The sequence below is a fragment of the Pseudoflavonifractor capillosus genome, from assembly GCF_016902575.1.
Taxonomy (GTDB): domain Bacteria; phylum Bacillota; class Clostridia; order Oscillospirales; family Oscillospiraceae; genus Enterenecus; species Enterenecus capillosus_A.
Map to the genome: position 1 here is coordinate 1 of NZ_JACSNZ010000001.1, position 24,166 is coordinate 24,166.

Annotated in this window: 28 protein-coding genes; 24 read left to right on the top strand and 4 right to left on the bottom strand. The window is 58.0% G+C overall.

Translation table 11 applies throughout. The features are described 5' to 3' along the window. Window positions 1-213: 213 nt before the first annotated feature. Together H9X86_RS00005 and H9X86_RS00010 are read right to left on the bottom strand one after the other, a co-directional pair. On the bottom strand, window positions 214-351 hold the full coding sequence (locus H9X86_RS00005; RefSeq protein WP_204899568.1) for a hypothetical protein: 138 nt from the start codon (window positions 349-351) through the stop codon (window positions 214-216). 27 nt (window positions 352-378) lie between these two features. Further along, entirely contained in the window at window positions 379-1,215 is an 837-nt protein-coding gene (locus H9X86_RS00010; RefSeq protein WP_204899569.1) for a DegV family protein, read from the bottom strand. 201 nt (window positions 1,216-1,416) lie between these two features. Here H9X86_RS00010 and H9X86_RS00015 point away from each other — a divergent pair, with 201 nt between their 5' ends. The 5 genes from H9X86_RS00015 to H9X86_RS00035 all read left to right on the top strand — a co-directional run bounded on the left by H9X86_RS00015 (window position 1,417) and on the right by H9X86_RS00035 (window position 7,801). Further along, entirely contained in the window at window positions 1,417-2,589 is a 1,173-nt protein-coding gene (locus tag H9X86_RS00015; RefSeq protein ID WP_204899570.1) for an oxygen-binding di-iron domain-containing protein, read from the top strand. 69 nt (window positions 2,590-2,658) lie between these two features. Then, a complete protein-coding gene (locus H9X86_RS00020; protein WP_204899571.1) occupies window positions 2,659-3,357 on the top strand; it encodes a LytR/AlgR family response regulator transcription factor in 699 nt (232 codons plus the stop codon). A gap of 10 nt (window positions 3,358-3,367) precedes the next feature. Next, a complete protein-coding gene (locus H9X86_RS00025) occupies window positions 3,368-4,030 on the top strand; it encodes a sensor histidine kinase (RefSeq protein WP_204899572.1) in 663 nt (220 codons plus the stop codon). Window positions 4,031-4,118: 88 nt separating this feature from the next. Continuing rightward, window positions 4,119-5,933, top strand: coding sequence for an ABC transporter ATP-binding protein (locus H9X86_RS00030; protein WP_204899573.1), 1,815 nt, complete (start codon window positions 4,119-4,121; stop codon window positions 5,931-5,933). Next, window positions 5,933-7,801 (top strand): ABC transporter ATP-binding protein, encoded by a 1,869-nt coding sequence (locus tag H9X86_RS00035; RefSeq protein ID WP_204899574.1) that lies wholly within the window; start codon window positions 5,933-5,935, stop codon window positions 7,799-7,801. Before H9X86_RS00030 ends, H9X86_RS00035 begins: the two co-directional genes overlap by 1 nt. A 52-nt stretch (window positions 7,802-7,853) precedes the next feature. Here the strand turns inward: H9X86_RS00035 and H9X86_RS00040 are convergent, their stop codons facing one another. Beyond that, window positions 7,854-8,270 carry an SLOG family protein gene (locus H9X86_RS00040; RefSeq protein ID WP_204899575.1) on the bottom strand — a complete coding sequence of 139 codons (417 nt, stop codon included), beginning with the start codon at window positions 8,268-8,270 and terminating at the stop codon, window positions 7,854-7,856. A 216-nt stretch (window positions 8,271-8,486) separates the two neighbouring features. Here H9X86_RS00040 and H9X86_RS00045 point away from each other — a divergent pair, with 216 nt between their 5' ends. The 5 genes from H9X86_RS00045 to H9X86_RS00065 all read left to right on the top strand — a co-directional run bounded on the left by H9X86_RS00045 (window position 8,487) and on the right by H9X86_RS00065 (window position 10,978). Continuing rightward, window positions 8,487-8,729 carry a helix-turn-helix domain-containing protein gene (locus H9X86_RS00045; RefSeq protein ID WP_204899576.1) on the top strand — a complete coding sequence of 81 codons (243 nt, stop codon included), beginning with the start codon at window positions 8,487-8,489 and terminating at the stop codon, window positions 8,727-8,729. Window positions 8,730-8,797: 68 nt separating this feature from the next. After that, the gene (locus tag H9X86_RS00050) at window positions 8,798-9,046 is read left to right on the top strand and encodes a helix-turn-helix domain-containing protein (RefSeq protein WP_430736074.1); all 249 of its coding nucleotides are present in this window, start codon (window positions 8,798-8,800) and stop codon (window positions 9,044-9,046) included. A gap of 161 nt (window positions 9,047-9,207) precedes the next feature. Continuing rightward, entirely contained in the window at window positions 9,208-10,485 is a 1,278-nt protein-coding gene (locus H9X86_RS00055; RefSeq protein ID WP_346011393.1) for an L-cysteine desulfidase family protein, read from the top strand. Between the two features lie 34 nt (window positions 10,486-10,519). Beyond that, window positions 10,520-10,696: a hypothetical protein gene (locus tag H9X86_RS00060; RefSeq protein WP_204899577.1), complete on the top strand. Its 177-nt coding sequence runs from the start codon at window positions 10,520-10,522 to the stop codon at window positions 10,694-10,696. A gap of 12 nt (window positions 10,697-10,708) precedes the next feature. Continuing rightward, on the top strand, window positions 10,709-10,978 hold the full coding sequence (locus H9X86_RS00065) for a hypothetical protein (protein WP_204899578.1): 270 nt from the start codon (window positions 10,709-10,711) through the stop codon (window positions 10,976-10,978). A 78-nt stretch (window positions 10,979-11,056) separates the two neighbouring features. Here the strand turns inward: H9X86_RS00065 and ppdK are convergent, their stop codons facing one another. Continuing rightward, window positions 11,057-13,687: a pyruvate, phosphate dikinase gene (gene ppdK / locus H9X86_RS00070; protein WP_204899579.1), complete on the bottom strand. Its 2,631-nt coding sequence runs from the start codon at window positions 13,685-13,687 to the stop codon at window positions 11,057-11,059. A gap of 364 nt (window positions 13,688-14,051) precedes the next feature. On the opposite strand from ppdK, the gene glnA reads away from it, so the two are divergent. The 14 genes from glnA to nusB all read left to right on the top strand — a co-directional run bounded on the left by glnA (window position 14,052) and on the right by nusB (window position 24,156). After that, a complete protein-coding gene (gene glnA, locus H9X86_RS00075) occupies window positions 14,052-15,383 on the top strand; it encodes a type I glutamate--ammonia ligase (RefSeq protein WP_204899580.1) in 1,332 nt (443 codons plus the stop codon). A 40-nt stretch (window positions 15,384-15,423) separates the two neighbouring features. Next, window positions 15,424-15,972 carry an ANTAR domain-containing response regulator gene (locus H9X86_RS00080; RefSeq protein WP_346011394.1) on the top strand — a complete coding sequence of 183 codons (549 nt, stop codon included), beginning with the start codon at window positions 15,424-15,426 and terminating at the stop codon, window positions 15,970-15,972. A gap of 70 nt (window positions 15,973-16,042) precedes the next feature. After that, a complete protein-coding gene (gene dapF, locus H9X86_RS00085) occupies window positions 16,043-16,834 on the top strand; it encodes a diaminopimelate epimerase (RefSeq protein ID WP_204899581.1) in 792 nt (263 codons plus the stop codon). Between the two features lie 75 nt (window positions 16,835-16,909). After that, window positions 16,910-18,130, top strand: a complete 1,221-nt coding sequence (locus H9X86_RS00090; protein WP_204899582.1) for an LL-diaminopimelate aminotransferase — start codon at window positions 16,910-16,912, stop codon at window positions 18,128-18,130. A gap of 124 nt (window positions 18,131-18,254) precedes the next feature. Continuing rightward, the gene (locus H9X86_RS00095) at window positions 18,255-19,154 is read left to right on the top strand and encodes an AAA ATPase domain-containing protein (RefSeq protein ID WP_204899583.1); all 900 of its coding nucleotides are present in this window, start codon (window positions 18,255-18,257) and stop codon (window positions 19,152-19,154) included. After that, window positions 19,151-19,663 (top strand): stage III sporulation protein AB, encoded by a 513-nt coding sequence (gene spoIIIAB / locus H9X86_RS00100; RefSeq protein ID WP_204899584.1) that lies wholly within the window; start codon window positions 19,151-19,153, stop codon window positions 19,661-19,663. Before H9X86_RS00095 ends, spoIIIAB begins: the two co-directional genes overlap by 4 nt. Window positions 19,664-19,676: 13 nt before the next feature. Beyond that, on the top strand, window positions 19,677-19,871 hold the full coding sequence (gene spoIIIAC / locus H9X86_RS00105; protein ID WP_087252895.1) for a stage III sporulation protein AC: 195 nt from the start codon (window positions 19,677-19,679) through the stop codon (window positions 19,869-19,871). Next, a complete protein-coding gene (locus H9X86_RS00110) occupies window positions 19,868-20,257 on the top strand; it encodes a SpoIIIAC/SpoIIIAD family protein (RefSeq protein WP_204899585.1) in 390 nt (129 codons plus the stop codon). The genes spoIIIAC and H9X86_RS00110 overlap by 4 nt, the downstream gene beginning before the upstream one ends. Window positions 20,258-20,269: 12 nt before the next feature. Then, on the top strand, window positions 20,270-21,364 hold the full coding sequence (locus H9X86_RS00115; protein WP_204899586.1) for a stage III sporulation protein AE: 1,095 nt from the start codon (window positions 20,270-20,272) through the stop codon (window positions 21,362-21,364). Next, window positions 21,361-21,849 carry a hypothetical protein gene (locus H9X86_RS00120; RefSeq protein WP_204899587.1) on the top strand — a complete coding sequence of 163 codons (489 nt, stop codon included), beginning with the start codon at window positions 21,361-21,363 and terminating at the stop codon, window positions 21,847-21,849. Before H9X86_RS00115 ends, H9X86_RS00120 begins: the two co-directional genes overlap by 4 nt. Further along, the gene (locus H9X86_RS00125; RefSeq protein ID WP_204899588.1) at window positions 21,846-22,376 is read left to right on the top strand and encodes a SpoIIIAG-related protein; all 531 of its coding nucleotides are present in this window, start codon (window positions 21,846-21,848) and stop codon (window positions 22,374-22,376) included. The genes H9X86_RS00120 and H9X86_RS00125 overlap by 4 nt, the downstream gene beginning before the upstream one ends. A 26-nt stretch (window positions 22,377-22,402) precedes the next feature. After that, window positions 22,403-22,978 (top strand): SpoIIIAH-like family protein, encoded by a 576-nt coding sequence (locus H9X86_RS00130; RefSeq protein WP_204899589.1) that lies wholly within the window; start codon window positions 22,403-22,405, stop codon window positions 22,976-22,978. Window positions 22,979-23,085: 107 nt separating this feature from the next. Then, window positions 23,086-23,454 carry an Asp23/Gls24 family envelope stress response protein gene (locus H9X86_RS00135; RefSeq protein WP_204899590.1) on the top strand — a complete coding sequence of 123 codons (369 nt, stop codon included), beginning with the start codon at window positions 23,086-23,088 and terminating at the stop codon, window positions 23,452-23,454. Between the two features lie 243 nt (window positions 23,455-23,697). Beyond that, a complete protein-coding gene (nusB, locus tag H9X86_RS00140; protein WP_204899591.1) occupies window positions 23,698-24,156 on the top strand; it encodes a transcription antitermination factor NusB in 459 nt (152 codons plus the stop codon). Window positions 24,157-24,166 lie beyond the last annotated feature (10 nt).

A 24,166-nucleotide genomic window follows, 5' to 3' on the forward strand; every position in this document is an offset into this window, starting at 1 on the left:
TACCTAGTGTACTGCCCCTGATTTTCAACGACACAGTTGCGACACAGAAAGGCCGGAATCCCTAGAGCCGCAACAAAAGATGAGGCTTCAAATCCCTCCTTCCGCGCCAAGACTCCCGAACGCTGTTGCGTTCGGGAGTTTTACGTTTTTGCCCTACAAAAAATCCCTGTGACACAGCGTCACAGGGATTTTTCTATACACGGAAGTAGAGAATCACAGGAGGCCCAGCCACTCCGCCAGGTTGACGCCAAAGCCAATCACGCACAGCACCAGAATGGTAATGAGCACCCAGTACAGCCAGCGGCGGAAAAACAGGGCCCGCTGCTGGTCACGCTTGGACGGTTGATCCATGGGGGCACTCTCCTCTCTGTTTGAAACTCAGTAAGCCACTACGACCCCGCCGTTGTTGGCGTAGAAGGAACTGATACCCCGGGTTTCTGTGATGAGCACGTCGGCCACTTCACAGGACTTGAGGATCAGCATACGCAGGTATTCCGCCCGCTCCCGGCACAGACAGTGGGCGATACACAGCAGCTTGCCCTTGTGGTTGGGGTCGGCAGCCACGATGTCCACCAGCTTGTTCAGGGCCTGCTTCATGGACAGGGCCTGGGTGTGCTTGATGATCTCACCCTGGGGGGTAGAGCCCATCACCAGCTTGACCCGCAGGGCGCCGGTGACCAGGGACTGCACCCGGGTCAGACGTCCGGCCTTGCGCAGCATATCCAGATTTTCCAGCACGAACAGGGTGTTCATGCTGGTGATATACTTCTCCACCTGGGACACCACCTGGGCAAAGGGCAGGCCGGAGGCGGCCAGCTCTGAAATTTTCAGTGCGATGAGGGTTTCTCCGGCAGAGGCAGAGCAGGAGTTGAACACCCGGATGTTCCGCTCAGGATGATCCTCCACAAACATCTGGGCGGCCTGCCAAGCGCTGTTGTGGGAGCCGGAGAGCAAGGCGGACAGAGTCACCACATAGATGTCTCCTTTCACCGCTTCGAATGCATCCAAATAGTCTGCCGGAGAGGGGCAGGCGGTGTGGGATGCCTCTTGGCACATGGCCATGGCGTCCACCAGGGACTGGGGAGACAGGGTCTCGTCATCCCGAAATTCGGTGTTTCCTACGTATATAGAAAGGGGAACACTGTGGAAAATGCCGGACTTGAGCAGCTCAGGGCTGAGGTCACAGCAGCTATCAACGATGATTTTGAAACTCATAAATGAAAACCCCTAATATCATAATAACAATTAAATTCTAGCAGACCAACTATGTAAAGTCAAGGAGGGAAGGGGAGGGAGGAGAGAGGATTTACAAATTGGAAATAATTGCGAGGGGCGAAATTGTAGAAAAAGTTCCTTGACGGTGGTTTGATCTCATAGTAAAATAGTGGGGATATAAAAAGAAGAGGTGTGGTTACCGTGAATCAACTGTTGAATTCAACCGCTATTTATCGAGTGGGCTGCTATGACACCGATATTGATTTGTTTGAAAGCCAGTATGTGGTGCCTCAGGGTGTCACCTACAACTCCTATGTGATCGTGGACGAGAAGGTGGCCATTCTGGACACCGTGGATCCCCGCAAGACGGGGGAGTGGCTGGCCAACCTGGACGAGGTGCTGGGTGATCGTCAGCCCGATTACCTGGTGGTGCATCATATGGAGCCTGACCATGCTGGTAGTATTGCCCAGCTGGCCCAGCGCTATCCCCAGATGCAGCTCATTGGCAACGCCAAGACTTTCCCCATGCTCAAGCAATTCACCGGTGTGGACTACACGGACCGGGCCGTTGTGGTCAAAGAAGGTGACGTGGTGGAGCTGGGCGAGCACAGCCTCACCTTCGTTATGGCTCCCATGGTGCACTGGCCTGAGGCCATGGTGTCCTACGAGGCCAAGGAGAAGGTGCTGTTCTCCGCTGACGGCTTTGGCCGATTCGGCGACGGCAACCCTGAGACCGAGTGGGTGGAGGAAGCCCGCCGCTATTATCTGAACATCGTGGGTAAGTACGGCCCCCAGGTGCAGGCCCTGTTGAAGAAGGCCGCTGGCCTGGACATCGCTGTGGTGGCTCCTCTCCACGGCCCTGTGCTCACCGGGGATGCTATTGGCCTGGCTCTGGAGAAGTACAATCTGTGGAGCAGCTATCAGCCGGAGGAGAAGGGCGTGCTGGTGGCCTATGCCTCCATCCATGGCAACACCGCCAAGGCTGCCCTGGAGCTGGTGGATATGTTGAAGGCTGAGGGCGTGAAGGTGGAAGCCATCGACCTGACCCGTGAGGACTGGGCCAAGGCTGTGGCCAAGTCTTTCCAGTACACCAACCTGGTGTTGGCCGCCTCCACCTATGATAACTTCGTCTTCACCCCCATGGCCACCTTCCTCTATCGGCTCAAGACCAAGGCGTTCCAGAACCGCACTGTGGCTCTGGTGGAGAACGGCACTTGGGCGCCTCTGGCCGCCAAGGAGATGCGTGGGGCTTTGGAGCAGCTGAAGAACATCACCATTCTGGATCAGGTGGTCACCATCCGCTCTGCTTTGGATGATACCAGCCGTGCCGCCCTGGGTGAGCTGGCCCAGGCTGTGAAAGCCACGCTGGCCTAAACTACAAACGCATGAAAAGGGGTAAGCTGCGGCTTGCCCCTTTTTGCTCTGCAAGGAGGGGAAGAAAAGATGGAACTACGGGTGGGTATCTGTGACGACAGCCACACCGATGGGGCCTATGTGGACAGTCTCCTGTCCCGCTGGGCCCAGGAGCGTGGGATTGCCCTCCATGTGGAGCAGTTCCCGTCGGCTGAGAGCTTTTTATTTCGATATGCCGAGGAAAAGCGGTTCGACCTCCTGCTGTTGGACATCGAGATGGGGCAGCTGGATGGGGTGAGCCTGGCCAAGGAGATACGCCAGGGCAATCAGCAGGTGCAGATCGTCTTTATCACCGGGTATTCCGATTACATCGCCGAGGGGTATGAGGTGGCGGCCCTTCACTATCTGCTCAAGCCGGTGAACGGGGACAAGCTGCGCTCGGTTCTCGACCGGGCGGTGGACAAGGTGCGCCAGGGGGAGCGGGTGCTGACTTTGGAACAGGGGGGCGAGATGGTGCGCATTCCCTTAGGGGAGATCCGCTACCTGGAGGTGTGCCGCAACTATGTGACGGTGCACGGAAAAGAGGATTACACCACCAAATCCACCCTCAGCCGATTGGAAGAGGGGCTGGACGAGCGGTTTCACCGCCTGGGCCGTTCCATGGTGGTGAATTTGGAGTGTGTGCGCCGGGTGACCAAGAGCCAGGTGGTGCTCTCAGATGCCACGGTACTGCCCCTGCCCCGGGGGGCTTATGAAGGGCTGAACCGGGCCATCATCGCCCATTCTTGAGGAGGACGCCATGGGACTTCTATCCAAACTGGTGAATGACAAGCTGGAGAACTACCAGCGGGAGCTGCTGGACACCCACTATCAAGAGGTGGAGAACATGTACCGGCAGATGCGGGGCTGGCGGCACGACTACCGCAACCACATCCAAACCATGAAGGTGTACGCCGCCCAGGGGGATTTGGAGGCCATCCGGGCCTATCTGGACTTGCTGGACACGGATTTGAATACCGTGGACACGGTGGTGAAAACGGGAAATGCCATGGCAGATGCCATTTTGAACAGTAAGATCTCTCTGGCCAAGGCCCGGGACATCCCAGTGCAGGTGGATGCCCATATCCCGGTGAAGCTCACCATGTCCGAGCTGGACCTGTGTGTCATCCTGGGGAATCTCTTTGACAACGCCATGGAGGCCAGCCTGGCCCTGCCGCCCCAGGAGCGGCTCATCCGGGTGTATATGGACATGAAGGGCACCCAGCTGTACATCTCCTTCACCAACTTCACCGCCACTGGCAAGCTCAGTAAGGTGGGAAAGGGCTTTCGTACCACCAAAGGGGAGGGCCACGGCTTCGGGCTGGTGCGCATGGACGACATTGTGGAGCGACTGGACGGCTACCTCAGCCGCAACAGCGAGGCGGGGGCTTTTACCACCGAGATTCTAATTCCACAGGTGTGAGGTGCAATTCAGCACCCCAGTTTTGCAATTCGTCCCCGGATCACTCCGGGGGCGAATTTTTGTGATAGGCTACTGGTGAGGTGAGAACATGAAGGAGAAGAAGAAAAAGCCCACATATAATATGTGGCAGAATACCGCTTACTTTGTCAAAGCGGCGTGGGGCAACTGCCCCTCGGTGCTGCTCATCTGCCTGCTGTTGGCGGTGGTCACCGCCGGGGCCACGGTGGTGGAAATGCTCTTTGTCCCCGTGGTGCTGGGCCAGGTGGAGGGGCACGTGCCCCTTTCTCAGCTTCTGGCCACCATCGGGGTGTTTACCCTGGCGCTGCTGCTGCTGTGGGGCGGGAAGAGTTACTTGAATACCAATGCCCTGTTTGGACGGATTCAAGTGCGTATGTATATATCGGGGGAAATTTCCCGCAAATCAACCAGTACCTCCTTTCCCAATTTGCTGGACACCACCTTTTTGAAATGGAAGGAACAGGCACTGCGAACGTGTAACTCCAATCAGGATGCTTCCGAGGCCATCTGGACCACCTGGACAGACATTTTGACCAATGTGTTGGGATTTGCGGTGTATCTACTTCTGCTGACAGGCTTGAGCGGCTGGATGGTGGCCCTTGTCATCCTCACCACAGCGGTGGGCTTTATGGTCAGTGAACACCTGGAAGGTTGGGGTTCTCGGCACCGGGAGGAACGGGCGGCCTGTATGAACACCATTGGCTATGCCAGACGGGTGTCTACCAAGCGGGAGTATGCCCAGGATTTTCGGATTTTTGGCTTGCGACCCTGGCTAGAGGAGGTGTGGAGCAGTGCCATGGGAGCGTATCGGGCTTTTTTGACCCGGCGGGAGCGGGTGTATTTTCTCGTCTATGTGGTGGATGCTCTGCTCACTTTGCTGCGCAACGGGGGAGCCTATGCCTATCTCATCTGGCTGACCTTAACCCAGGGACTGTCCGCATCACAGTTTCTGCTGTATTTTTCTGCCATCAGCGGTTTTACCCAGTGGGTGAAGGGCATCATGGAGCAGTTCTCCACCCTCCACCGCCAGAGCCTGGAGCTGTCCACCCTGCGGGAGTTTTTGGAGTGGCCCGAGCCTTTTACCTTTGAGGGAGGAGAGCCGTTGCCTCAGGGCTTGAAGGACTGTGAAATCATGTTGGATCATGTGTCCTACCGCTATCCTGGAGCCGAGAAGGACACCATCTCCAATCTTACCTTCACCCTCCATCCGGGGGAAAAGGTGGCCATTGTGGGCCTCAACGGAGCGGGCAAGACCACCCTGGTCAAGCTGTTGTGTGGCTTTTTGGACCCCACCCAGGGGTGTGTCCGCCTCAATGGAGTGGACATCCGTGCCTATAACCGCAGGGAATACTATCATCTGTTTTCTGCGGTGTTCCAGGAATTTTCCGTGTTGGACACCAATGTGGCGGTGAATGTGGCCCAGCGGGTGGATGGAATCGACCGGGCCAGGGTGGCGGAGTGCCTGGAAAAGGCAGGGCTGACCCAGGCGGTAGAGGCTCTGCCCCGTGGCATGGACACCCCGGTGACCCGAAATGTCTTTGAGGATGGGGTGGAGCTGTCCGGAGGACAGATGCAGCGGCTGATGCTGGCCCGGGCCCTGTACCGGGACGCCCCGGTGGTGGTGTTGGATGAGCCAACAGCGGCACTGGATCCTCTGGCCGAGCACGACATCTACATGAAATACAATTCCATGACTCAAGGGAAAAGCTCCCTATTCATCTCCCATCGCCTGGCCTCCACCCGGTTCTGCGACCGAATTATCTACATGGAGTATGGACACATCGCGGAGGAGGGCACCCACCAGTCCCTGCTGGATTTTGGGGGCGGGTACGCCAAACTATTTGAGGTCCAGAGCCGGTATTACCAGGAAGGAGGGGAGCTGTAATGGAGAAAACCATGTCTTGGGGAGAAAGTTTGCGCCTGACCCTGCGGGGGTGGCGCATCTGGTGGAAGTTGCGCCCCACGATTCTGGTGTCCTTGGCCTTGTCTGCTCTGGTCAAGGCGGTGACCCCGTACACATCCATCTATTTCTCCGCCCGCATCATTGGGGAACTGTCTCAGGGGCGAGATCCTCGGGTGCTGGCCCAGTGGATCGGGATGCTGCTGGGGGTCACAGCTGGACTAATCCTGCTCAATGGAGCCTTTTCCCGGTGGGCAACTTGGGAGAAGGAACAGACCCGGGTGGAAAATGAGAAGTTCTATATGGATAAAATGATGGATTTGGACTATTCCATCATGCAAAATCAGCAGGTCTGCGATCTCTATTCCCAGATTCGACAAAATGAAAACTGGGCGGGCTGGGGTTTGCTGCAAATGCTGAACAACTACGGACTTGTATTTACCAATGTGTTTCAAATTGTGACAGGACTGATCCTCTCCCTTGGCCTGCTGGTGCAAAAGGTGCCGGAGGGGAGCGGATGGGAGTTTCTCAATCATCCCATGTGGGTGATTGTTGTGTTTGCCGTGATGCTATGTGTGGCTCTGTTGTCTCCTGTTTTCGGAAATCGGAGTATGGCGTATTGGAACACCAACGACGAAGAGGTACGGTTGGGAAATCGCTTGTCGACCTACTTTGGCTTTGAGAGCAACAATGCCAAACGGGCTTTGGATATGCGCATCTATGACCAGCAGCCCAATGTGTGCCAGGTCTACCGGGACAGTGTTCATCTGTTTGATACCAAATCCAACTTTGCCCGCTATGCCAAGGGGCCTATGGGGCTTTGGCAGGCGGCAGCGGATGGCATTGCCGCCATTCTCACTGGCGTAGTGTATGTATATGTTTGCCTGAAAGCGTGGACAGGAGCCTTCGGTGTGGGTGGGATCACCCAATATGTAGGTGCCGTGACCACCTTGTTTGTGGGGGTGTCCGGACTGCTGGAGGTTGTTGGAAATATGCGGGTCAATGCCCGTTACACGGCACTTTGTTTTGAGTTCCTGGATATACCCAATCAGATGTACCAGGGCTCTCTCACCACAGAAAAACGCTCCGACCGCAACTATCAGGTAGAGTTCCGGGACGTGTCCTTCCGCTACCCGGACAGCGAGGCCTGGGCTCTGCGCCATGTGAACCTGAAATTCCAGGTGGGCAGCCGTCTGGCGGTGGTGGGAGAGAACGGCAGCGGCAAGTCCACCTTCATCAAGCTCCTGTGCCGGCTCTACGACCCCACCGAGGGGGAGATTTTGCTCAACGGCATCGACATCCGAAAATATCAGTACCCGGACTATATCGCACTGTTCTCTGTGGTGTTCCAGGACTTCCACCTGTTGGCCTTGCCCTTGGGCCAGAACGTGGCCGGGCGCACCCAGTATGACCGGGAGCGGGTCACCCGGTGTCTGACCCAGGCGGGGGTCATGGACCGGGTGGAGAGGATGGACCAGGGCCTGGACACCTATCTCTATAAGGACCTGGAGAAGAAGGGGGTGGAGGTCTCCGGGGGCGAGGCCCAGAAAATCGCCATTGCCCGGGCGCTTTACAAGGATGCCCCCTTCATCATCCTGGACGAACCCACCGCCGCCCTGGATCCCATTGCGGAGGCGGAGGTGTACTCCAAGTTTGACCAGATCGCCGGGGATAAGACGGCGGTGTATATCAGCCATCGGCTCTCCTCCTGCAAGTTCTGTGACGACATTGTGGTCTTTGACCACGGCCACATTGTCCAGCAGGGCAACCACCAACAGTTGGTGGAGGCGGAGGGTGTGTATGCCCAGCTGTGGCAGGCTCAGGCGCAGTACTATCAGAAGAACGAGGAATAAACAAAGCCCACGGACGCCATGTCCGTGGGCTTTGTTCCCGTGTGGGCCAAAGCTATGGTGTGATGGTATACACAAGTCTGCCGCTGGCCTTGGCGTATTGCACCGTGCTGCCGGTTCCGCTGGGTGTGCCGTCCCAAACGGCAATCACCAGCCCGCTGCGGTCAACCATATAGCGGTTGCGGCGCTGGAAACAATCGCTGCTGTACTGGGCCTGGAGCACGGTGACCTGGTGACAGCGCTGGAGGATGGAGTGATACCGGCGTCGGCTCTCGTAGGGCCAGCGGATGGCCTGGTCACGGCAGGGCAGGACGCACTCCAGAAAAATGGAATAGTCCCGCTGGAGCTCCAACACCATCTCAGCCGCCCAGGTGTCCACCCCTTGTGCCATCCCGGAGAGGAAATAGCGGATGTCATGGTCGTGAATGGCGCATAGATTTCCCCTTTTAATCGGTGTTTCAGATTGATACATCGGGGATCCTCTTCGTTGTAGCCCCATGGAAAGGCCTGGGGACGGTGACCGGTGAAACAGCATGTGAATTTCATCATGTGTGATACCTCTCTTCGAATTGCAAAGGATGATATATCACTAATATAACACAAATTCTAAAGTTAGTGAAGTGTCACTAATGATAATTCTTCGAATGACATATCATATGGTAGACGATATGTCACTGAGGAGAGTTATATGGATACACGGGAAGCTATCATTTTTCGGATTCGCCAGCTGTGCCAGGAGCGAGAAATTACGCCAAATGGACTGAGCAATTTGGCGGGTGTCTCTCAGGCAACGGTAAAGAGTATCTTGAATGGGGAGAGCAAAAATCCGGGGACAGTTACCATCAAAAAGCTGTGCGATGGCTTGGAAATTACATTGGGTGAGTTTTTCTCTACACCGGAATTTGATGCCTTGGAGCAAGAGATCAAATAAGGAAGACGGATTTGCGCATAGGTAACGGGTACAGCTTATACCGTTGTGATGGGAAAATGGGAGCGTGGATGAAGATGGACACGGTGACCGCTGTTCGCAATCGGATTTTGGAGTTGTGTGGGCAGAGAGAAATCAGCATCAACAAGTTGGCAAACTTGTCTGCGCTACCTCCATCCAGTATCAAAAATATTTTGTATGGGAAAAGCCAGAATCCCAAAATCGTGACCATTAAGATGATTTGCGATGGGTTGGAGATTACCTTGGCGGAGTTTTTCTCCACACCGGAATTTGATGCTTTGGAGCAAGAGATCAAATAAAACACAACAGGCCGGGCAGCGGAACGCTGCCCGGCCTGTGCGCTATTGATTCGGGGTTAACGGAGGAAATATCTGCGGTTCAACGGGAACTTGCACTGTATGCGGATTCATGGCATAATAAATTCAAAATAGAATGCCTGTTGGTTGAGAGAGGTGTCCATGTGATAAGCAAAGAGATACAGCAAGCCTATGTGTCCATTCTTCGGGATGAGCTGATTCCCGCAATGGGATGTACCGAGCCCATTGCCGTGGCCTATGCCGGGGCTCTGGCCCGGAAAACCCTGGGGACGGTGCCCCACACGGTGGAGCTCCAGGTCAGTGGCAACATCATCAAAAATGTGAAGAGCGTCATTGTCCCCCATACAGGTGGAAAAAAGGGGCTGAAGACTGCCATTGCCGTGGGCATCTCCTGTGGGGATGCTGACCAGGAGCTGGAGGTCATTTCCCAGGTCACGGAGGAGCAGCTGGCGGACATGGAGCGGTTTTTGGGCACGGCTGCCATCAACATTCGAGAGTCGGACTCCACCTGTCCCTTTGACATCCAAGTGACAGTGCAGGGGGGTGGGCACAGCGCCTATGTGCGTATCATCGGACACCACACCAATGTGGTCAGCGTCCGCCGGGATGAGGAGGTGCTGGTGAATAAGCCTTACATCGATGGAGTGGTACAGGCAGAAGAGAACCGCAAGCTGCTCACCATCCGGGACATTGTGGCCTTTGCCAACCAAGTGCCCCTGGAGCTGGTGCAAGATGTTCTGGATCGGCAGATTCGCTACAACATGGCCATTGCAGAAGAGGGCATGAAGGGCGGTTACGGGGCCAGCATTGGGCGTATCTTGATTCGCTCCTACGGAAACAGTGTCCAAAATCGTGCCAAAGCCTACGCCGCAGCGGGGTCAGACGCCCGCATGAACGGCTGTGAGCTGCCGGTGGTCATCAACTCCGGCAGCGGAAACCAGGGCATGACCGCCTCCATTCCGGTGATTGTGTACGCAAGGGAGTGCAACGTCTCCCAAGAGCAGCTCTACCGGGCTCTGCTGGTGTCCAATCTGGTGACCATTCACCTGAAAACAGGGATCGGCAGCCTGTCCGCCTACTGCGGAGCTACCAGTGCCGGAGCGGGGGCCGGGGCGGGGGTGTGCTACCTGTACGGCGGCGACTACGATGAGATCGCCCACACCGTGGTCAATGCCCTGGCCATCAATTCCGGAATGCTATGCGATGGGGCGAAAGCCAGCTGTGCGGCAAAAATCGCCTCGGCGGTGGAGGCGGGGCTTCTGGGTATGCAGATGTATATGCACGACAGTCAATTCTACTGTGGTGACGGCCTGGTGGCCAAGAACGTGGAGGACACCATCCGTGCAGTGAGCACCATTGCCCGGGAGGGGATGCGCTCCACAGACAGTGAGATCATCCAGTTTATGATCGACAACGAGTAACGAAAAAAAGCCCGGGTGAAGGGGGAAGAGAACGATGCGTAAGCATATCTTAAAAGGGGTTGCCATGGTGGGGGTGGTACTCATGGGCGGCGGACTGTATGCCGGTGCGGATCTTTGGGTGTTTCTGCTGGGATTGCTGTTGGTGATCGTCTGCGCCGTCTCCAGCAGGGAACTGAGAAAATTTGTGCGTTCTTTGCTGGATGCTCTGTGAGGGAGAGTTGGTATGGACTTTATTTTAGAATTTCTCTTGGAGCTGGTGGTGGAGGGCGGCATGGAGGCCAGCGGCAACCGAAAACTCAGCCGCTGGATTCGCTATCCGCTGATGATTTTGACCATCCTGTTCTTTGCGGCTGTCATCGGCCTGGTGTTTTTCATTGGCGTTTACATGTACCGGGAGGAGCCACTGGCCTCCGCCATCTTGTTTCTGGTGGGGATTTTTCTGGTGGTGGGGGCTGTTGCCAAGATTCGACAGCTGTACTTTACCAAGAAATGATAGCCTGAAATTGAAATGTCCACAAATGCAGAACAGGCGCACCGCAAAAGCGGTGCGCCTGTTGGCTTGTTGTTTGGGTTAGTTGGGGTTGCGGATGGCAGCTTGTGCCGCAGCCAGCCGGGCGATGGGGACCCGGAAGGGGGAGCAGGAGACGTAGTCCAACCCCACGTTGTGGAAGAACTGCACCGAGGAGGCCTCGCCGCCGTGCTCGCCGCACACGCCCAGCTTCAGACCCGGCTTGGTCTTGCGGCCCAGAGTGGCGGCCATTTCCACCAGACGGCCCACGCCAACCTGATCCAGGCGCTGGAAGGGATCAAACTCGTAGATCTTCTTGTCGTAGTAGGACTCCAGGAACTTGCCGGCATCGTCACGGGAGAAGCCGAAGGTCATCTGCGTCAGGTCGTTGGTGCCGAAGGAGAAGAAGTCGGCCTCCTTGGCGATCTCGTCGGCGGTGAGGGCGGCTCTGGGGATCTCGATCATGGTGCCCACCTTGTACTTCAGGTCGGTGCCGGACTCCTGGATCAGCTGGTCGGCAGTCTCCACCACCACGCTCTTGACGTAGGCCAGCTCCTTGACCTCGCCCACCAGGGGAATCATGATCTCAGGGACGATGTTCCACTCGGGGTGCTTGGCCTGGACGTTGAGGGCGGCCTTGATGACAGCACGGGTCTGCATCCGGGCGATTTCCGGATAGGTGACATCCAGGCGGCAGCCACGGTGGCCCATCATGGGGTTGAACTCGTGGAGGCTGGCGATGATGGCCTTGATGTCGGACACGCTCTTGAACATGGCGTTGGCCAGCTGCTGGATGTCCGGCTCGTCGGTGGGTACGAACTCGTGGAGGGGGGGATCCAGGAAACGGATGGTGATGGGGTTGCCCTCCATGGCCTCGTACATGGCCTCGAAGTCACCCTGCTGCATGGGCTCCAGCTTGGCCAGGGCCTTCTCCCGCTGCTCGGTGGTGTCAGAGCAGATCATCTCCCGGATGGCCAGGATGCGCTCTCCTTCAAAGAACATATGCTCGGTGCGGCACAGACCGATGCCCTGAGCGCCGAACTTCATGGCCTGACGGGCATCTCTGGGGTTGTCGGCGTTGGTGCGCACCTGGAGACGGCGGTACTTGTCGGCCCAGGCCATGATGCGCCCGAACTCGCCGCCGATGGAGGCGTCTACGGTGGGCAGAGGCTGGCCGTAGATGTTGCCGGTGGAGCCGTCCAGGCTCAGCCAGTCACCCTGGCGGTAGACCTTGCCGCCCAACTCAAACTGGCGGTTGGCCTCGTCCATCTTAATGGCGCCGCAGCCGGAGACACAGCAGGTGCCCATGCCACGAGCCACCACGGCGGCATGGGAGGTCATACCACCACGGACGGTGAGGATGCCCTGGGAGGCAGCCATGCCCTCGATATCCTCAGGGCTGGTCTCCAGACGAACCAGAACCACCGGCTCGCCACGGCTGGCCCACTCCTTGGCGTCTTCAGCGGTGAAGACGATGCGGCCGCAGGCGGCGCCGGGGGAGGCGGGAAGGGCGCTGCCCACGGGGGAGGCGTTCTTCAGAGCCTGGGGATCAAACTGGGGATGGAGCAGAGAATCCAGGTTGCGGGCGTCGATCATCAGCACCGCTTCCTGCTCGGTGATCTGGCCCTCGTCCACCAGGTCGCAGGCGATTTTCAAAGCGGCGGTGGCAGTACGCTTGCCGTTACGGGTCTGGAGCATATACAGCTTTCCGTTTTCCACGGTGAACTCCATGTCCTGCATGTCGTGATAGTGGTCTTCCAGAGCCTTGGCAGCGGCCTCAAAACGGATGTATGCCTCGGGGAACTTCTCCGCCATCTGGCTGATGGGCATGGGGGTGCGTACGCCAGCCACCACGTCCTCACCCTGGGCATTGACCAGGAACTCGCCCATGATCTTTTTCTCGCCCGTGGCGGGGTTGCGGGAGAAGGCCACGCCGGTGCCGCAGTTGTCACCCATGTTGCCGAAGACCATGGCCTGCACGTTGACGGCGGTGCCCCAGGAGCTGGGGATGTCGTTCATGCGGCGGTAGACGATGGCCCGGGGGTTGTTCCAGGAGCGGAACACGGCGGTGACGGCCCCGATCAGCTGCTCTTTGGGATCGGTGGGGAAGTCTGTGCCCACTTTTTCCTTGTATTCTGCCTTGAACTGCTCGGCCAGCTCCTTCAAATCCTCAGCGGTGAGTTCCACATCCAGGGTGACACCCCGGGCGTGCTTCATCTGGTCGATCAGCTCTTCGAAGTACTTCTTGCCCACTTCCATCACCACATCCGAATACATCTGGATGAAACGGCGATAGCAGTCATAGGCCCAGCGGGGATTGCCCGACTTCTCAGCCATGACCTGAACCACCTCTTCATTGAGGCCCAGGTTCAAAATGGTGTCCATCATGCCGGGCATGGAGGCACGTGCGCCGGAGCGCACAGACACCAGCAGGGGATTCTCGTGATCGCCGAACTTCTTGCCGGTAATCTCTTCCATCTTTTCAATATATTCTAAAATCTGGGCCTGGATTTCGGGGGCGATCACCTGACCGTCCTCGTAATAGCGGGTGCAGGCTTCGGTGGTAATGGTAAATCCCTGAGGAACAGGCATACCAAGATTGGTCATCTCAGCCAGGTTTGCACCTTTGCCGCCCAGCAATTCTTTCATGCTGCCGTTGCCTTCGGAAAACAAATAGACATATTTGTGAGACATACATATCCCTCCGTTTTTGTGTGGTGCCCTTTACCAGGGGAAAGGTTATGATGTCATTCTAGATAGATATGACCAAAAAGTCAAGAATAATTTTGTTCCCTTTGTGCAAAGTTGCCATGGAATTTCGGTAAAAATTAGAAAACGTGCGTTCTGTGCAAAAATGCAAAAAACCGGATTTGGAGGGGTGTGAACTTGATTTTTGCGCTGAAATTTTGCATGGATGCAAAATTTGATTGACATAATGTCGGTTCATGCTATACTGAAGACAGAAAAACAGAAAATATAACTTTTGCATTTTTCCGCTTCGGATGTGTGCAGCGTCCGGATGCTTTGGATTACGATGCAAGGGAAAGGGGTATGGATTATGGGTTACACCAAAGAAGACATCATCCGCATCGTCAAGGAAGAGGACATCAACTTCATCCGTATGCAGTTTACCGACATCTTCGGTCAGCTGAAGAATGTGGCTATCACTGCCTCCCAGATCGAGAAGGCCCTGAACAATCAGATCACCCTGGACGGCTCCTCCATCGAGGGTTTTGTGCGCATCAATGAGTCCGACCAGTATCTGTACCCTGATCTGGACAGCTTTGCAATCTTCCCCTGGCGGCCTCAGCACGGCCGTGTAGCTCGCCTGATCTGCGACGTGTACAATCCCGACGGCACTCCCTTTGTGGGCGATCCCCGTGGCGTACTCAAGCGTGTGCTGAAGAAAGCCAACGACATGGGCTATGAGGCCTTCAATGTGGGCCCCGAGCCTGAGTTTTTCCTCTTCAAGACCGACGAGGAGGGCCGTCCCACCACCAAGACCAATGACGAGGCCGGCTACTTTGACCTGGGCCCTCTGGATCACGGCGAGTCCACCCGTCGTGAGATCTGCCTGGCGCTGGAGAAGATGGGGTATGAGATCGAGGCGTCCCACCACGAGGTGGCTCCCGGTCAGCACGAGATCGACTTCAAGTACTCCGATGCTTTGCAGTGTGCTGACAAGATCATGACCTTTAAGCTGGCGGTGAAGACCATCGCACAGAAAAACGGCCTTCACGCCACCTTTATGCCCAAGCCCATTTTCGGCATTGCCGGTTCCGGTATGCACGTGAATATGTCTCTGTTCCGCCATGGTAAGAACGTGTTCTTTGACGAAAACGGGGATAAGAAGCTGTCCCGTGAGGCTTACGCCTTCATGGCCGGTATTCTCCACCACATGAAGGGCATCACCGCCATCACCAACCCCCTGGTCAACTCCTATAAGCGTCTGGTGCCCGGCTACGAGGCCCCCTGCTACATGGCCTGGTCTGCCTCCAACCGTTCCGCTCTGATCCGCATTCCCGCCGCCCGTGGCCAGTCCACCCGTGTGGAGCTGCGCAACCCCGACCCCGCCTGTAACCCCTACCTGGCTCTGGCTGTGTGCCTGGCTGCCGGTCTGGACGGCATTGAGCGGAATCTGTCTCTGCCCGCCGAGATCACCGAGAACATCTTTGACATGACTCCTGCCACCCGCAAGCGCCGTGGCATCGAGGCCCTGCCTGGCTCTCTGGACGAGGCCCTGGTGCTGATGAAGAAGGATAAGCTCATCATGTCCACCCTGGGTGAGCATGTGGCCAGCCAGTTCATCGCCGGCAAGGAGAGAGAGTGGGAGGAGTATCGCACTCGTGTGTCCAGCTGGGAGCTGGACAAGTACATGATCAACTATTGATCGCTCCCGCTGCCCTAGGGCAACTGAGGATGGGAGGAGTGTGAGTCTGGTGCAAAAAGTCATTGTAGCCTTTGAAAACCGTGCCACCGCAGCGAGCATTTCTGAGGTACTGGAGAGCGGCGGAGTGGCCGACTGTGTGGTGTGTCACAGTGCTGCTGAGGTGCGCCGCCTGGTGAACAAGCAGGGTCTGGGTGTGGTGGTATGCGGTTTCAAGTTCCCCGATGGAGCGGGGGAGGATCTGTTCTACGACCTGCCGGAGCGGTGCGTGATGCTGATGGTGGCGCCGCAAAATCGCCTGGAGCTGTGCGAAACAGAGGAGATTTTCCAGCTGCCCTCTCCGGTGAGCCGGGGTGACTTGCTGGCCTCGGTGCGGATGCTGCTGCAATTTGCCCGCCGCCGAGTGTCCCGATACCCGGTGCACATTCACAGAAGCGAAGAGGAAAAGCAGCTGGTGGAGCAGGCCAAGGCGGTGCTCATGGACCGCCACGGCATGACCGAGGAGCAAGCCCACCGCTTCTTGCAAAAGGAGAGCATGGATCACGGAGCCAAGCTTGCAGAGACGGCCCGGATTGTGCTGGGAACTTCCTAACTGAACGACAAAAAAGGACGGCAATTTTGCCGTCCTTTTTTCATAGGCTACTCCAGAAGGGAGTGGTGGTATGAAATTCACCAAAATGCACGGGCTGGGCAACGACTATATCTTTCTCTACTGTCCCCAAGGGGAGCCGGAGGGGGTGGAGGAGTTGGCTCGGCGGATGTCAGACCGACATATGGGAGTGGGGGGTGATGGCCTGATCTGCATCTGCCCCTCTCAGGTGGCGGACTTCCGCATGGCCATGTTCAATGCCGATGGCTCCAGGGGGAGCATGTGCGGCAACGGCATCCGCTGCCTGGGCAAGTATGTCTATGACCGGGGCTACACACACAAAGAGCAGCTGACCGTGGAGACGGGTGGAGGCATCCGCACCCTACACCTTCTGGTGGAAGGAGGCGTGGCCACGGGGGCCACGGTGGATATGGGTGTGCCCCAGGTGGGGCGGGAAGTGGAACTGGAGGTGGCGGGGAAAACTGTGACGGGAACCGGGGTGTGGATGGGAAATCCCCATCTGGTGTGCCTGGTGGAAGATGTGGAAGATGTGGAAGTGGAACGGCTGGGGCCGCAGCTGGAAACCCATCCCAAGCTGTCCCAGCGGGTCAATGTGGAGTTTGTGGCCCCCAAAGGGGAGGGACGGATCGCCATGCGGGTGTGGGAGCGGGGCAGTGGGGAGACCATGGCCTGCGGCACCGGGGCCAGTGCGGCCGTGGCGGCTCTGGCCCAGCGTGGCCTGGTACAGCGGCAGGCTGTGGTGGAGCTGCCAGGAGGAGCACTATCCATTCGCTGGCAGGAGGATGGGCACGTCCTGATGACTGGCCCCGCCGTGACGGTGTTTGACGGGGAACTTGCCCATTGACCCAGCGGGGAAGATGTTGTACAATATCTGAGGAGAATTTAATGCTGTAAATAGCTGAATACAGGAGGAACACACATGGCCACCATCAACGAAAACTATTTGAAATTACCGGGCAGCTACCTGTTTTCTGAGATTGCCCGTCGGGTGTCCGCCTATGCCCAGGCAAACCCGGACAAGAAGCTCATTAAGCTGGGCATCGGCGACGTGACCCGGCCCCTGGCCCCGGCGGTGACCCAGGCCATGCACAAGGCGGTGGACGAGATGGCCACGGGGGCGGGTTTCCACGGTTACGGCCCGGAGCAGGGCTACGATTTTTTGCGCTGCGCCATTGCCCAAACCGACTATGCCGCCCGGGGTGTGAATATTCAGCCTGATGAGATCTTTGTCTCCGACGGGGCCAAGAGCGACTGCGGCAACATCGGGGATATCTTCGGGGTGGACAATGTGGTGGCGGTGTGCGACCCGGTGTACCCGGTGTATGTGGACACCAACGCCATGGCGGGCCGTGCCGGAGACTACGACAGTGAGAGCCAGCACTGGTCCAAGCTGGTGTATATGCCCTGCACCGCCGAAAATGGGTTCTCTCCGGCCATTCCGGAGGAGAAGGTGGATCTCATCTACCTCTGCTTTCCCAACAATCCCACCGGAGCGGTGGCCAGCCGGGAACAGCTGGAGTCATGGGTGGCCTATGCCAACGAAAACGATGCGGTGATCCTCTACGACTCCGCCTACGAGGCGTTCATCACCCAGCCGGATATTCCCCACACCATTTTTGAAATTGAGGGGGCCAAGACCTGCGCCATTGAGTTCCGCTCCTTCTCCAAAACTGCTGGCTTCACCGGGACCCGCTGCGCCTACACCGTGGTGCCCAAGGAGCTGGTGCGGGGTGGTGTGGCCCTGAACAGTTTGTGGAACCGACGCCAGTGCACCAAGTTCAACGGCGTGCCCTATGTGGTGCAGCGGGGGGCTGAGGCGGTGTACTCCCCGGAGGGGCAGGCCCAGGTGAAGGAGACCATCGCCTATTACCAGCGCAACGCCCAGGTCATCCGGGAGGGGCTGACCCAGGCGGGCCTCACCGTGTCCGGCGGAGTCAACGCCCCCTATATCTGGGTCAAGACCCCGGAGGGAATGGGCTCCTGGGAGTTCTTCGACCTGCTGTTGGAACAGGCCAACGTGGTGACCACCCCTGGTGCAGGCTTTGGCCCCAGCGGAGAGGGCTACATCCGAGTCACCGCTTTCGGTGATGCCCAGGCCACCCAAGAAGCTGTGGCACGCATCGTGTCTGTGTTGGGCTGAATTTCATAGAAATATCCGAGAACTGTCTCGCCATCCGGCGGGACAGTTCTTTTTTTGAGACTGTCATACCCGGGGACAGGCCCTCATACAATGGGGTGTACCATACGAAAGGGAGGGAGTTTCCATGGTGGACAGCCCATTTGGGCAGGTGGTATCCATGATGCCTCAAAATCTCAGGAGTGCCCTGGAAAAGTTGCCCCCGCAGGTGAGGGAGCAGGTGGAGGAGATCCGGCTTCGGCAGGGGTTTTTGCCCACGGTGTTGTATGGAGAGGGAGAGCAGGACGTGGGGGACAAGTTGGTGACGGGCCAGCTGCTGCGGCAGGTGCTGGAGCAGGCCAGCCAGGCCTCGGCCCACACGGTGCTGGATCAGGTGCAGCGGGGCTTCCTGACCCTGCGGGGTGGGCACCGCATGGGGATCTGCGGCACAGCAGTGATGCGGGACGGACAGGTGGCCACACTGCGGGAGATTTCCTCGCTGTCCCTGCGCATCGCCCGGGCAGTGGTGGGACAGGCTGAGACCCTGCTGCCCCAGCTGGTGGAGGGAAAACGGCTGCAAAATACTTTGATTTTTGCCCCGCCGGGGGCGGGAAAGACCACCTTGCTCCGGGATCTGGTGCGGGGACTCTCAGACGGTGCGGTGATGCCACCACTGCGTTTGGCTGTGGCGGATGAGCGGGGGGAGATTGCCGCCATGTGGCAGGGGATGCCTCAGCTGTATGTGGGCCGGCACACCGATGTACTGGACGGATGCGACAAGGCCACGGCGGTGTCTATCTTGCTGCGTGGCATGAATCCTCAGGTGATTGCCATGGATGAGATCACCCAGAAGGGGGATGTGGAGGCCATGGTGCAGGCGGTGGGGTGTGGAGTGTCCCTGCTGGCTACCGCTCACGGGGAGAGTATGGAGGATCTGAACCGCCGCCCGGTGTACCGGGGCCTGTGCGGGACGGGGGTGTTCCGCCGGGTGGTACTGCTCCGGGGCCGGGGAGGAAATCGCAGTGCGCAAGTGGAGGTGGTGGCATGACACAGCTGGTGGGAGCAGCCTGCCTGGCTTGCGGTGCCATTGCCCTGGGATTGGGCGCCATAGCCCATCTGGAGGGGCGAGTGAGGGACTTGCGGGGGCTTCTGGCGGGGCTGGAATGCGTACAGCGGGAGCTGACCTGGAAGCTGGCGCCCCTTCCCGACGCTCTGAACCAAGCTGCCAGGCAGTGTGGGGGTGTCCCAGGGGATTTTTTCGCCCTGTGTGCCCAAGGGGCCCAGCACCTGCGGGGCCGCACGTTTTTTCAGGTGTGGCAGCAGGCTGCTGAGGCCAGTCAGCTTCGGCTGGAATCGGTGGATGCACAGCTGCTGGAAGGGCTGGGCACAGTACTGGGCCAGTATGACGGGGATAGTCAGCGCCTGGCCCTGGAGCATACCCGGCAGGAGCTGGAGGTGCAGCTGGCCGAGGCGGTGGAGCAGCGCAGAAGACTGGGACGGGTGTACGGGGCCTTGGGTGTAACAGCGGGGGCCGTGCTGATGATCCTGTTTGTATAAGGAGAAGAACAAGATGAATGTGGACTTGATTTTTAAGATCGCCGCCATTGGCATTCTGGTTTCAGTGCTCAACCAGGTACTTACCCGCTCGGGTCGGGATGAAATGGCCACCATGACCACCCTGGTGGCCCTGGTTGTGGTGCTGATGATGGTGGTGCAGGAGATCAGCACCCTTTTTGACATGGTCAAGACCCTGTTTGACCTATGAGCCAAATGACCATGGTGGCGGGTGGTGTGCTGGTGGCGGTGGTGTGCGGTGTGGTGGTGCGCAAGCACGCCCCGGAGATCGCTCTGGTGCTCACCATGTGCGCTGCCGTGGCGGTGCTGGTGTCCGTCTCTCAGCAGCTGGGGGAGGTGGTGGCCTATGTGGAGCACCTGAGCCAGATGGCTGGTATTTCCCAGGAGCTGATTGCACCGGTGATAAAGGCCACGGGCATTGCCATGCTGACCAAGTTTGTGTCTGAATTTTGCAAAGATGCCAAGGAGAGTGGGCTGGCCAGTGCTGTTGAGCTGGCGGGGACAGTGCTGGGGCTGGTGGCGGTGATGCCGCTGATGAGCGCAGTACTGGAGCTGTTGGAAAACTTGATGAGCTAGGAGGGGTGGCAGATGCGGTGGCTGGCCATGCTGTGTGTGGTGGTGGTGCTGTGCGCCTGTCCTGCCCGGGCCATTTCTGCCGATGAGGTATTGGAGGGACAGGAGGATGCCCTGGGGATTGAAGAGATGGAGCGGGAGGCGGAAAAGCAGGGAGGCAGTGCTGTCTATGGCCAGAGCCTGGATGAGGGACTGGAGGGCCTGCTGGAGACGGGAAAGGGAGAAATGTTTGGCATTGTGCGCACTGGGGTGCGCTCGGCAGTGATTCTCTTTCTCATTCTCCTGCTGTGTGGGGTGGCCCAGACGGTGTACGACAGCAGCGGCGGGGATGAAATCCCGGCGGTGTCTCTGGCAGGGGCGTTGGCGGTGACAGTGGCGGCGGTGTCGGATATGAATGCGCTGCTGGGGCTGGGCAGCACCGCAGTGGAGCGCATGACCGCCTTTTCTACGGTGCTTCTCCCTGTGGTGGCAGGGGCCACAGCGGCCACCGGAGCCATTGCGGGAGCGGCAGCTCGCCAGGTGGCGGCGGCGGGGTTTTCCGCTCTGCTGATGAATTTGATGCAGCGGGTACTTATCCCCTTGGTATATGGATATGTGGCGGCCAGTGTGGCCTGGGCAGCAGTGGGCAACCCGGGACTGCGCCAGATGGCCGGATGGCTGAAATGGGTGGCCACCACCATTTTGGTGGTGGTGATGATGGTGTTTGTTGGATATTTATCCATGAGTGGTGTGGTGTCCGGATCGGTGGACGCCATGTCCATGAAGGTGACCAAGTTTGCCATTTCCGGAGCCATCCCGGTGGTAGGGGGCATTTTGTCCGATGCCTCGGAGACCATTCTGGCCTCGGCGGGAATCCTGCGCAGTACGGTGGGGGTGTTCGGGATGGTGACCATTTTAGGAATCTGCCTCATCCCGGTACTCCAGCTGCTGGTGCACTATCTGCTGTACAAGCTGGTGGCAGCTCTGGCAGCTTCCATGGGCCAGAGCCGGGTGTGCGGGCTGGTGGAGCAGATTGGCGGGGCCTTCGGGCTCATTATGGGCATGACCGGGGCCTGTGCGTTACTGCTGCTGGTGTCTCTGGTCTCGTCAGTATCGGCGGTGAGCGGATGAACGGATGGATGGAGCAGTGGCTGATGGGGGTGGCGTGCGCCTCTCTGGTGCTGGTGGTGTCCGGGGCACTGGTGAAGGGCAGCAGTGGACAGCGGGTGTGCAAGCTGGCAGGGAGCCTGCTTTTGTTGCTGGTGACTGTGGGGCCCATTTTGCGCATTGATGAGGAGGATTGGGAGAACATGCTGCGGCTGGACACCCAGGTCATGGAGGAGGCGGAGCAGGGCTTGGAAGAGCAAAATAATTTCCTCTATGAATCCATCATAGAGGAGGAGACAGAGGCATATATTCTGGACAAGGCGGACTCGCTGGGCATGACGTGCCAAGTGGAGGTGGTGGTTCAATGGGAGGATGAGATCCCGCAGCCCTGGTCAGCCTGTGTCACGGGTACATGGAACCAGGCCCAGCAAGAGGCCTTGGCTGGTGTGCTGGAGGCGGAGTTGGGCATCCCACGCCAGCGCCAGAGCTTTGAGGTGATGCAGGAATGAAATGGAATGGGAAGCTGCCCACCCGGGCACAGTGGCAGAGCTGGTTGAGTAAATACAAGCTGGTGCTGGTGCTGGCCATGGCAGGAGTGCTCCTGCTGGCCTGGCCTACCGGGGATAGAGGGGAGGAGAAGACCGCGCAAGAGTCAGCATCGACGGTGACAGGAGAGGAGTCCTTCTCCGTGGAGGAGCTGGAACAGCGGCTCTCCCAGGCTATATCCCGCATTGAAGGTGCCGGAACCAGTACCGTTCTGCTGTCCTTGGATCAAGGCGTGGAGCGGGTGCTGGCCTCAGACAGTGTGGAGCAGCGAGATGGAGATGAGAGTTCTCGGGAGCAGACCACAGTGGTCTACTCTGGGGAGGACGGAGAGGAAGTGGTACTGGTGACCCAATACTATCCCAGTTTTCGGGGTGCTTTGGTGGTGTGCACCGGGGGAGACGATCCCCAGGTGCGGCTGGCGGTGACCCAGGCGGTGTCGGCGCTGACCGGGCTGGGATCGGACCGAATCACGGTATGTGCAGGGGAGTAAGGTAAAAGTCATAGGAGGTTGAAGCAATGAGTGTGTGGAAGCGAAATGCAGTGGTGTTGGCCATCGTGTTGTTTGTAGGGGTGGCGGTGTATCTCAACTGGTCGTACAACAACCAGCTCACCGGTGAGAGCAGTCCAGACAGCAGTGACGGAAAGGTGCTGGGTCAGACCACCCTGGTCAACGGTGTGGAGGACGACGCAGAAGGGGAAAATGCAAGCGCAGAGGTGGAGGATGGCGACGATGGCAGCGGCTATTTTGCCAGCGCCCGTCTCAACCGTCAGCAGGCCCGGGACAGCGCCCTGGAGCTGTTGCAGGAGGCTGCGGCAGATGAAAAGGCAGAGCAGACGGTGGTAGATGAGGCCAATGCTTCCATCCAGACCATGGCTGCCGACACCCTGTCCGAGGCTCAGGTAGAAAACCTGGTCACCGCCAAGGGATATGGAGACTGTGTGTGCTTCATCGGGGAGGACGGTGTGAACCTGGTAGTGTCCGCCACATCCCAGGGGCTCGGCGAGACGGATATTGCAAAAATCGTGGAGATTGTCCGGGAAGAAACGGGATTAAGCGCAGATAAAATCAAAATTATCGAAGCGCAGCCCTGAGAAAAACAGGATTGTATTTTGCCTCTGACGGTGGTATAATGACTCTAGTTATCCGGATTGGGCGGTCTTTTGGGACGCCTTAGAATGAAAAAGGAGCGTGAGGCAGTATGGCCGAAGGCAAGGAATATATCTCCCGTCAGGAGGAGCTGGGCAGTGTGAACATCTCTGAGGAGGTTCTGGCCGTCATCGCCGGGGCAGCAGCCATGGAAGTGGATGGGGTCAGTGCTCTGGGTACTACCCTGACCAATGAGGTGGCCTCTCTGGTGACCCGCAAGAGCGTGTCCAAGGGTGTGCGCCTGGAGGTGGAAGGCGAGGCTGTGACAGTGGATGTCACCATCCTGGTCAAGTATGGCTATGTGGTGCCCGAGGTGGCAAAGAATGTGCAGGATGCCATCCAGAACGCGGTGATGAATACCAGCGGGCTGGATGTATCCGGTGTCAACGTCACCGTGTCCGGTGTGACCTTCCAAAAGTAAAGAGATAGCCCTGAGCCGCTGCGGATCATCCGCAGCGGCTCTTTTACGTTTTGCACAGGGAATTTACCACACAAGGCCCGGGGTTGCCCATTTGTCCAAATTCATCACACCGGGCGGGAAAGGGGTTTTCTTTTGCAGTGCCTGCGTGTATAATACTATGTATATACAAATTGGGGTGGTATACCACTTTTCCGGAAGACAATAGATTAGGCGGCGGAACAGCCGCGAAAGGATGAAGGTTCCATGACCAGAAAAACAGCCCGGGAGATCGCCATGCATCTCACCTTTGAATTGGCATTTTCCAACCTGAAGGCGGATCAGCTGCTGGAGCGGGAGCTCACCGAGGAGGCATTTGCAGCCCGAAGCCAGGAGGATGAGTTGTATGCCCAATTCCCCGGCCAGGGGATCCGTGAGTATATCGTCACCCTGGTGCGAGGGGTGGCCGACCACGGCGCCGAGCTGGACGGCTACATTGAGCGCCATGCCAAGGGCTGGCGGTTCTCCCGTATCGACCGGGTGGCGGCAGCCATCATGCGCCTGACCATGTATGAGATTTTGTATATGCCCGATGTGCCCAACAAGGTGGCCATCAACGAGGCGGTGGAGATCGCCAAGAAGTACCTGGACGAGGATGTGGTCCGGTTTGTCAACGGCATTCTGGGTGCATTCGTGCGGGAGGAATTTCCACAGGAAGAGAACTAACAGCTGGACG

Coding starts and splice junctions, on each gene's coding strand:
- glnA (WP_204899580.1), top strand. CDS start 14,052: ATGGGTTACACCAAAGAAGACATCATCCGCATCGTCAAGGAAGAGGAC.
- H9X86_RS00130 (WP_204899589.1), top strand. CDS start 22,403: ATGAGTGTGTGGAAGCGAAATGCAGTGGTGTTGGCCATCGTGTTGTTT.
- H9X86_RS00120 (WP_204899587.1), top strand. CDS start 21,361: ATGAACGGATGGATGGAGCAGTGGCTGATGGGGGTGGCGTGCGCCTCT.
- nusB (WP_204899591.1), top strand. CDS start 23,698: ATGACCAGAAAAACAGCCCGGGAGATCGCCATGCATCTCACCTTTGAA.
- H9X86_RS00045 (WP_204899576.1), top strand. CDS start 8,487: ATGGATACACGGGAAGCTATCATTTTTCGGATTCGCCAGCTGTGCCAG.
- H9X86_RS00050 (WP_430736074.1), top strand. CDS start 8,798: ATGAAGATGGACACGGTGACCGCTGTTCGCAATCGGATTTTGGAGTTG.
- H9X86_RS00065 (WP_204899578.1), top strand. CDS start 10,709: ATGGACTTTATTTTAGAATTTCTCTTGGAGCTGGTGGTGGAGGGCGGC.
- spoIIIAB (WP_204899584.1), top strand. CDS start 19,151: ATGACACAGCTGGTGGGAGCAGCCTGCCTGGCTTGCGGTGCCATTGCC.
- H9X86_RS00060 (WP_204899577.1), top strand. CDS start 10,520: ATGCGTAAGCATATCTTAAAAGGGGTTGCCATGGTGGGGGTGGTACTC.
- H9X86_RS00125 (WP_204899588.1), top strand. CDS start 21,846: ATGAAATGGAATGGGAAGCTGCCCACCCGGGCACAGTGGCAGAGCTGG.
- H9X86_RS00135 (WP_204899590.1), top strand. CDS start 23,086: ATGGCCGAAGGCAAGGAATATATCTCCCGTCAGGAGGAGCTGGGCAGT.
- H9X86_RS00025 (WP_204899572.1), top strand. CDS start 3,368: ATGGGACTTCTATCCAAACTGGTGAATGACAAGCTGGAGAACTACCAG.
- H9X86_RS00005 (WP_204899568.1), bottom strand. CDS start 351: ATGGATCAACCGTCCAAGCGTGACCAGCAGCGGGCCCTGTTTTTCCGC.
- H9X86_RS00090 (WP_204899582.1), top strand. CDS start 16,910: ATGGCCACCATCAACGAAAACTATTTGAAATTACCGGGCAGCTACCTG.
- dapF (WP_204899581.1), top strand. CDS start 16,043: ATGAAATTCACCAAAATGCACGGGCTGGGCAACGACTATATCTTTCTC.
- H9X86_RS00030 (WP_204899573.1), top strand. CDS start 4,119: ATGAAGGAGAAGAAGAAAAAGCCCACATATAATATGTGGCAGAATACC.
- H9X86_RS00095 (WP_204899583.1), top strand. CDS start 18,255: ATGGTGGACAGCCCATTTGGGCAGGTGGTATCCATGATGCCTCAAAAT.
- ppdK (WP_204899579.1), bottom strand. CDS start 13,687: ATGTCTCACAAATATGTCTATTTGTTTTCCGAAGGCAACGGCAGCATG.
- H9X86_RS00035 (WP_204899574.1), top strand. CDS start 5,933: ATGGAGAAAACCATGTCTTGGGGAGAAAGTTTGCGCCTGACCCTGCGG.
- H9X86_RS00110 (WP_204899585.1), top strand. CDS start 19,868: ATGAGCCAAATGACCATGGTGGCGGGTGGTGTGCTGGTGGCGGTGGTG.
- H9X86_RS00010 (WP_204899569.1), bottom strand. CDS start 1,215: ATGAGTTTCAAAATCATCGTTGATAGCTGCTGTGACCTCAGCCCTGAG.
- spoIIIAC (WP_087252895.1), top strand. CDS start 19,677: ATGAATGTGGACTTGATTTTTAAGATCGCCGCCATTGGCATTCTGGTT.
- H9X86_RS00040 (WP_204899575.1), bottom strand. CDS start 8,270: ATGTATCAATCTGAAACACCGATTAAAAGGGGAAATCTATGCGCCATT.
- H9X86_RS00115 (WP_204899586.1), top strand. CDS start 20,270: ATGCGGTGGCTGGCCATGCTGTGTGTGGTGGTGGTGCTGTGCGCCTGT.
- H9X86_RS00020 (WP_204899571.1), top strand. CDS start 2,659: ATGGAACTACGGGTGGGTATCTGTGACGACAGCCACACCGATGGGGCC.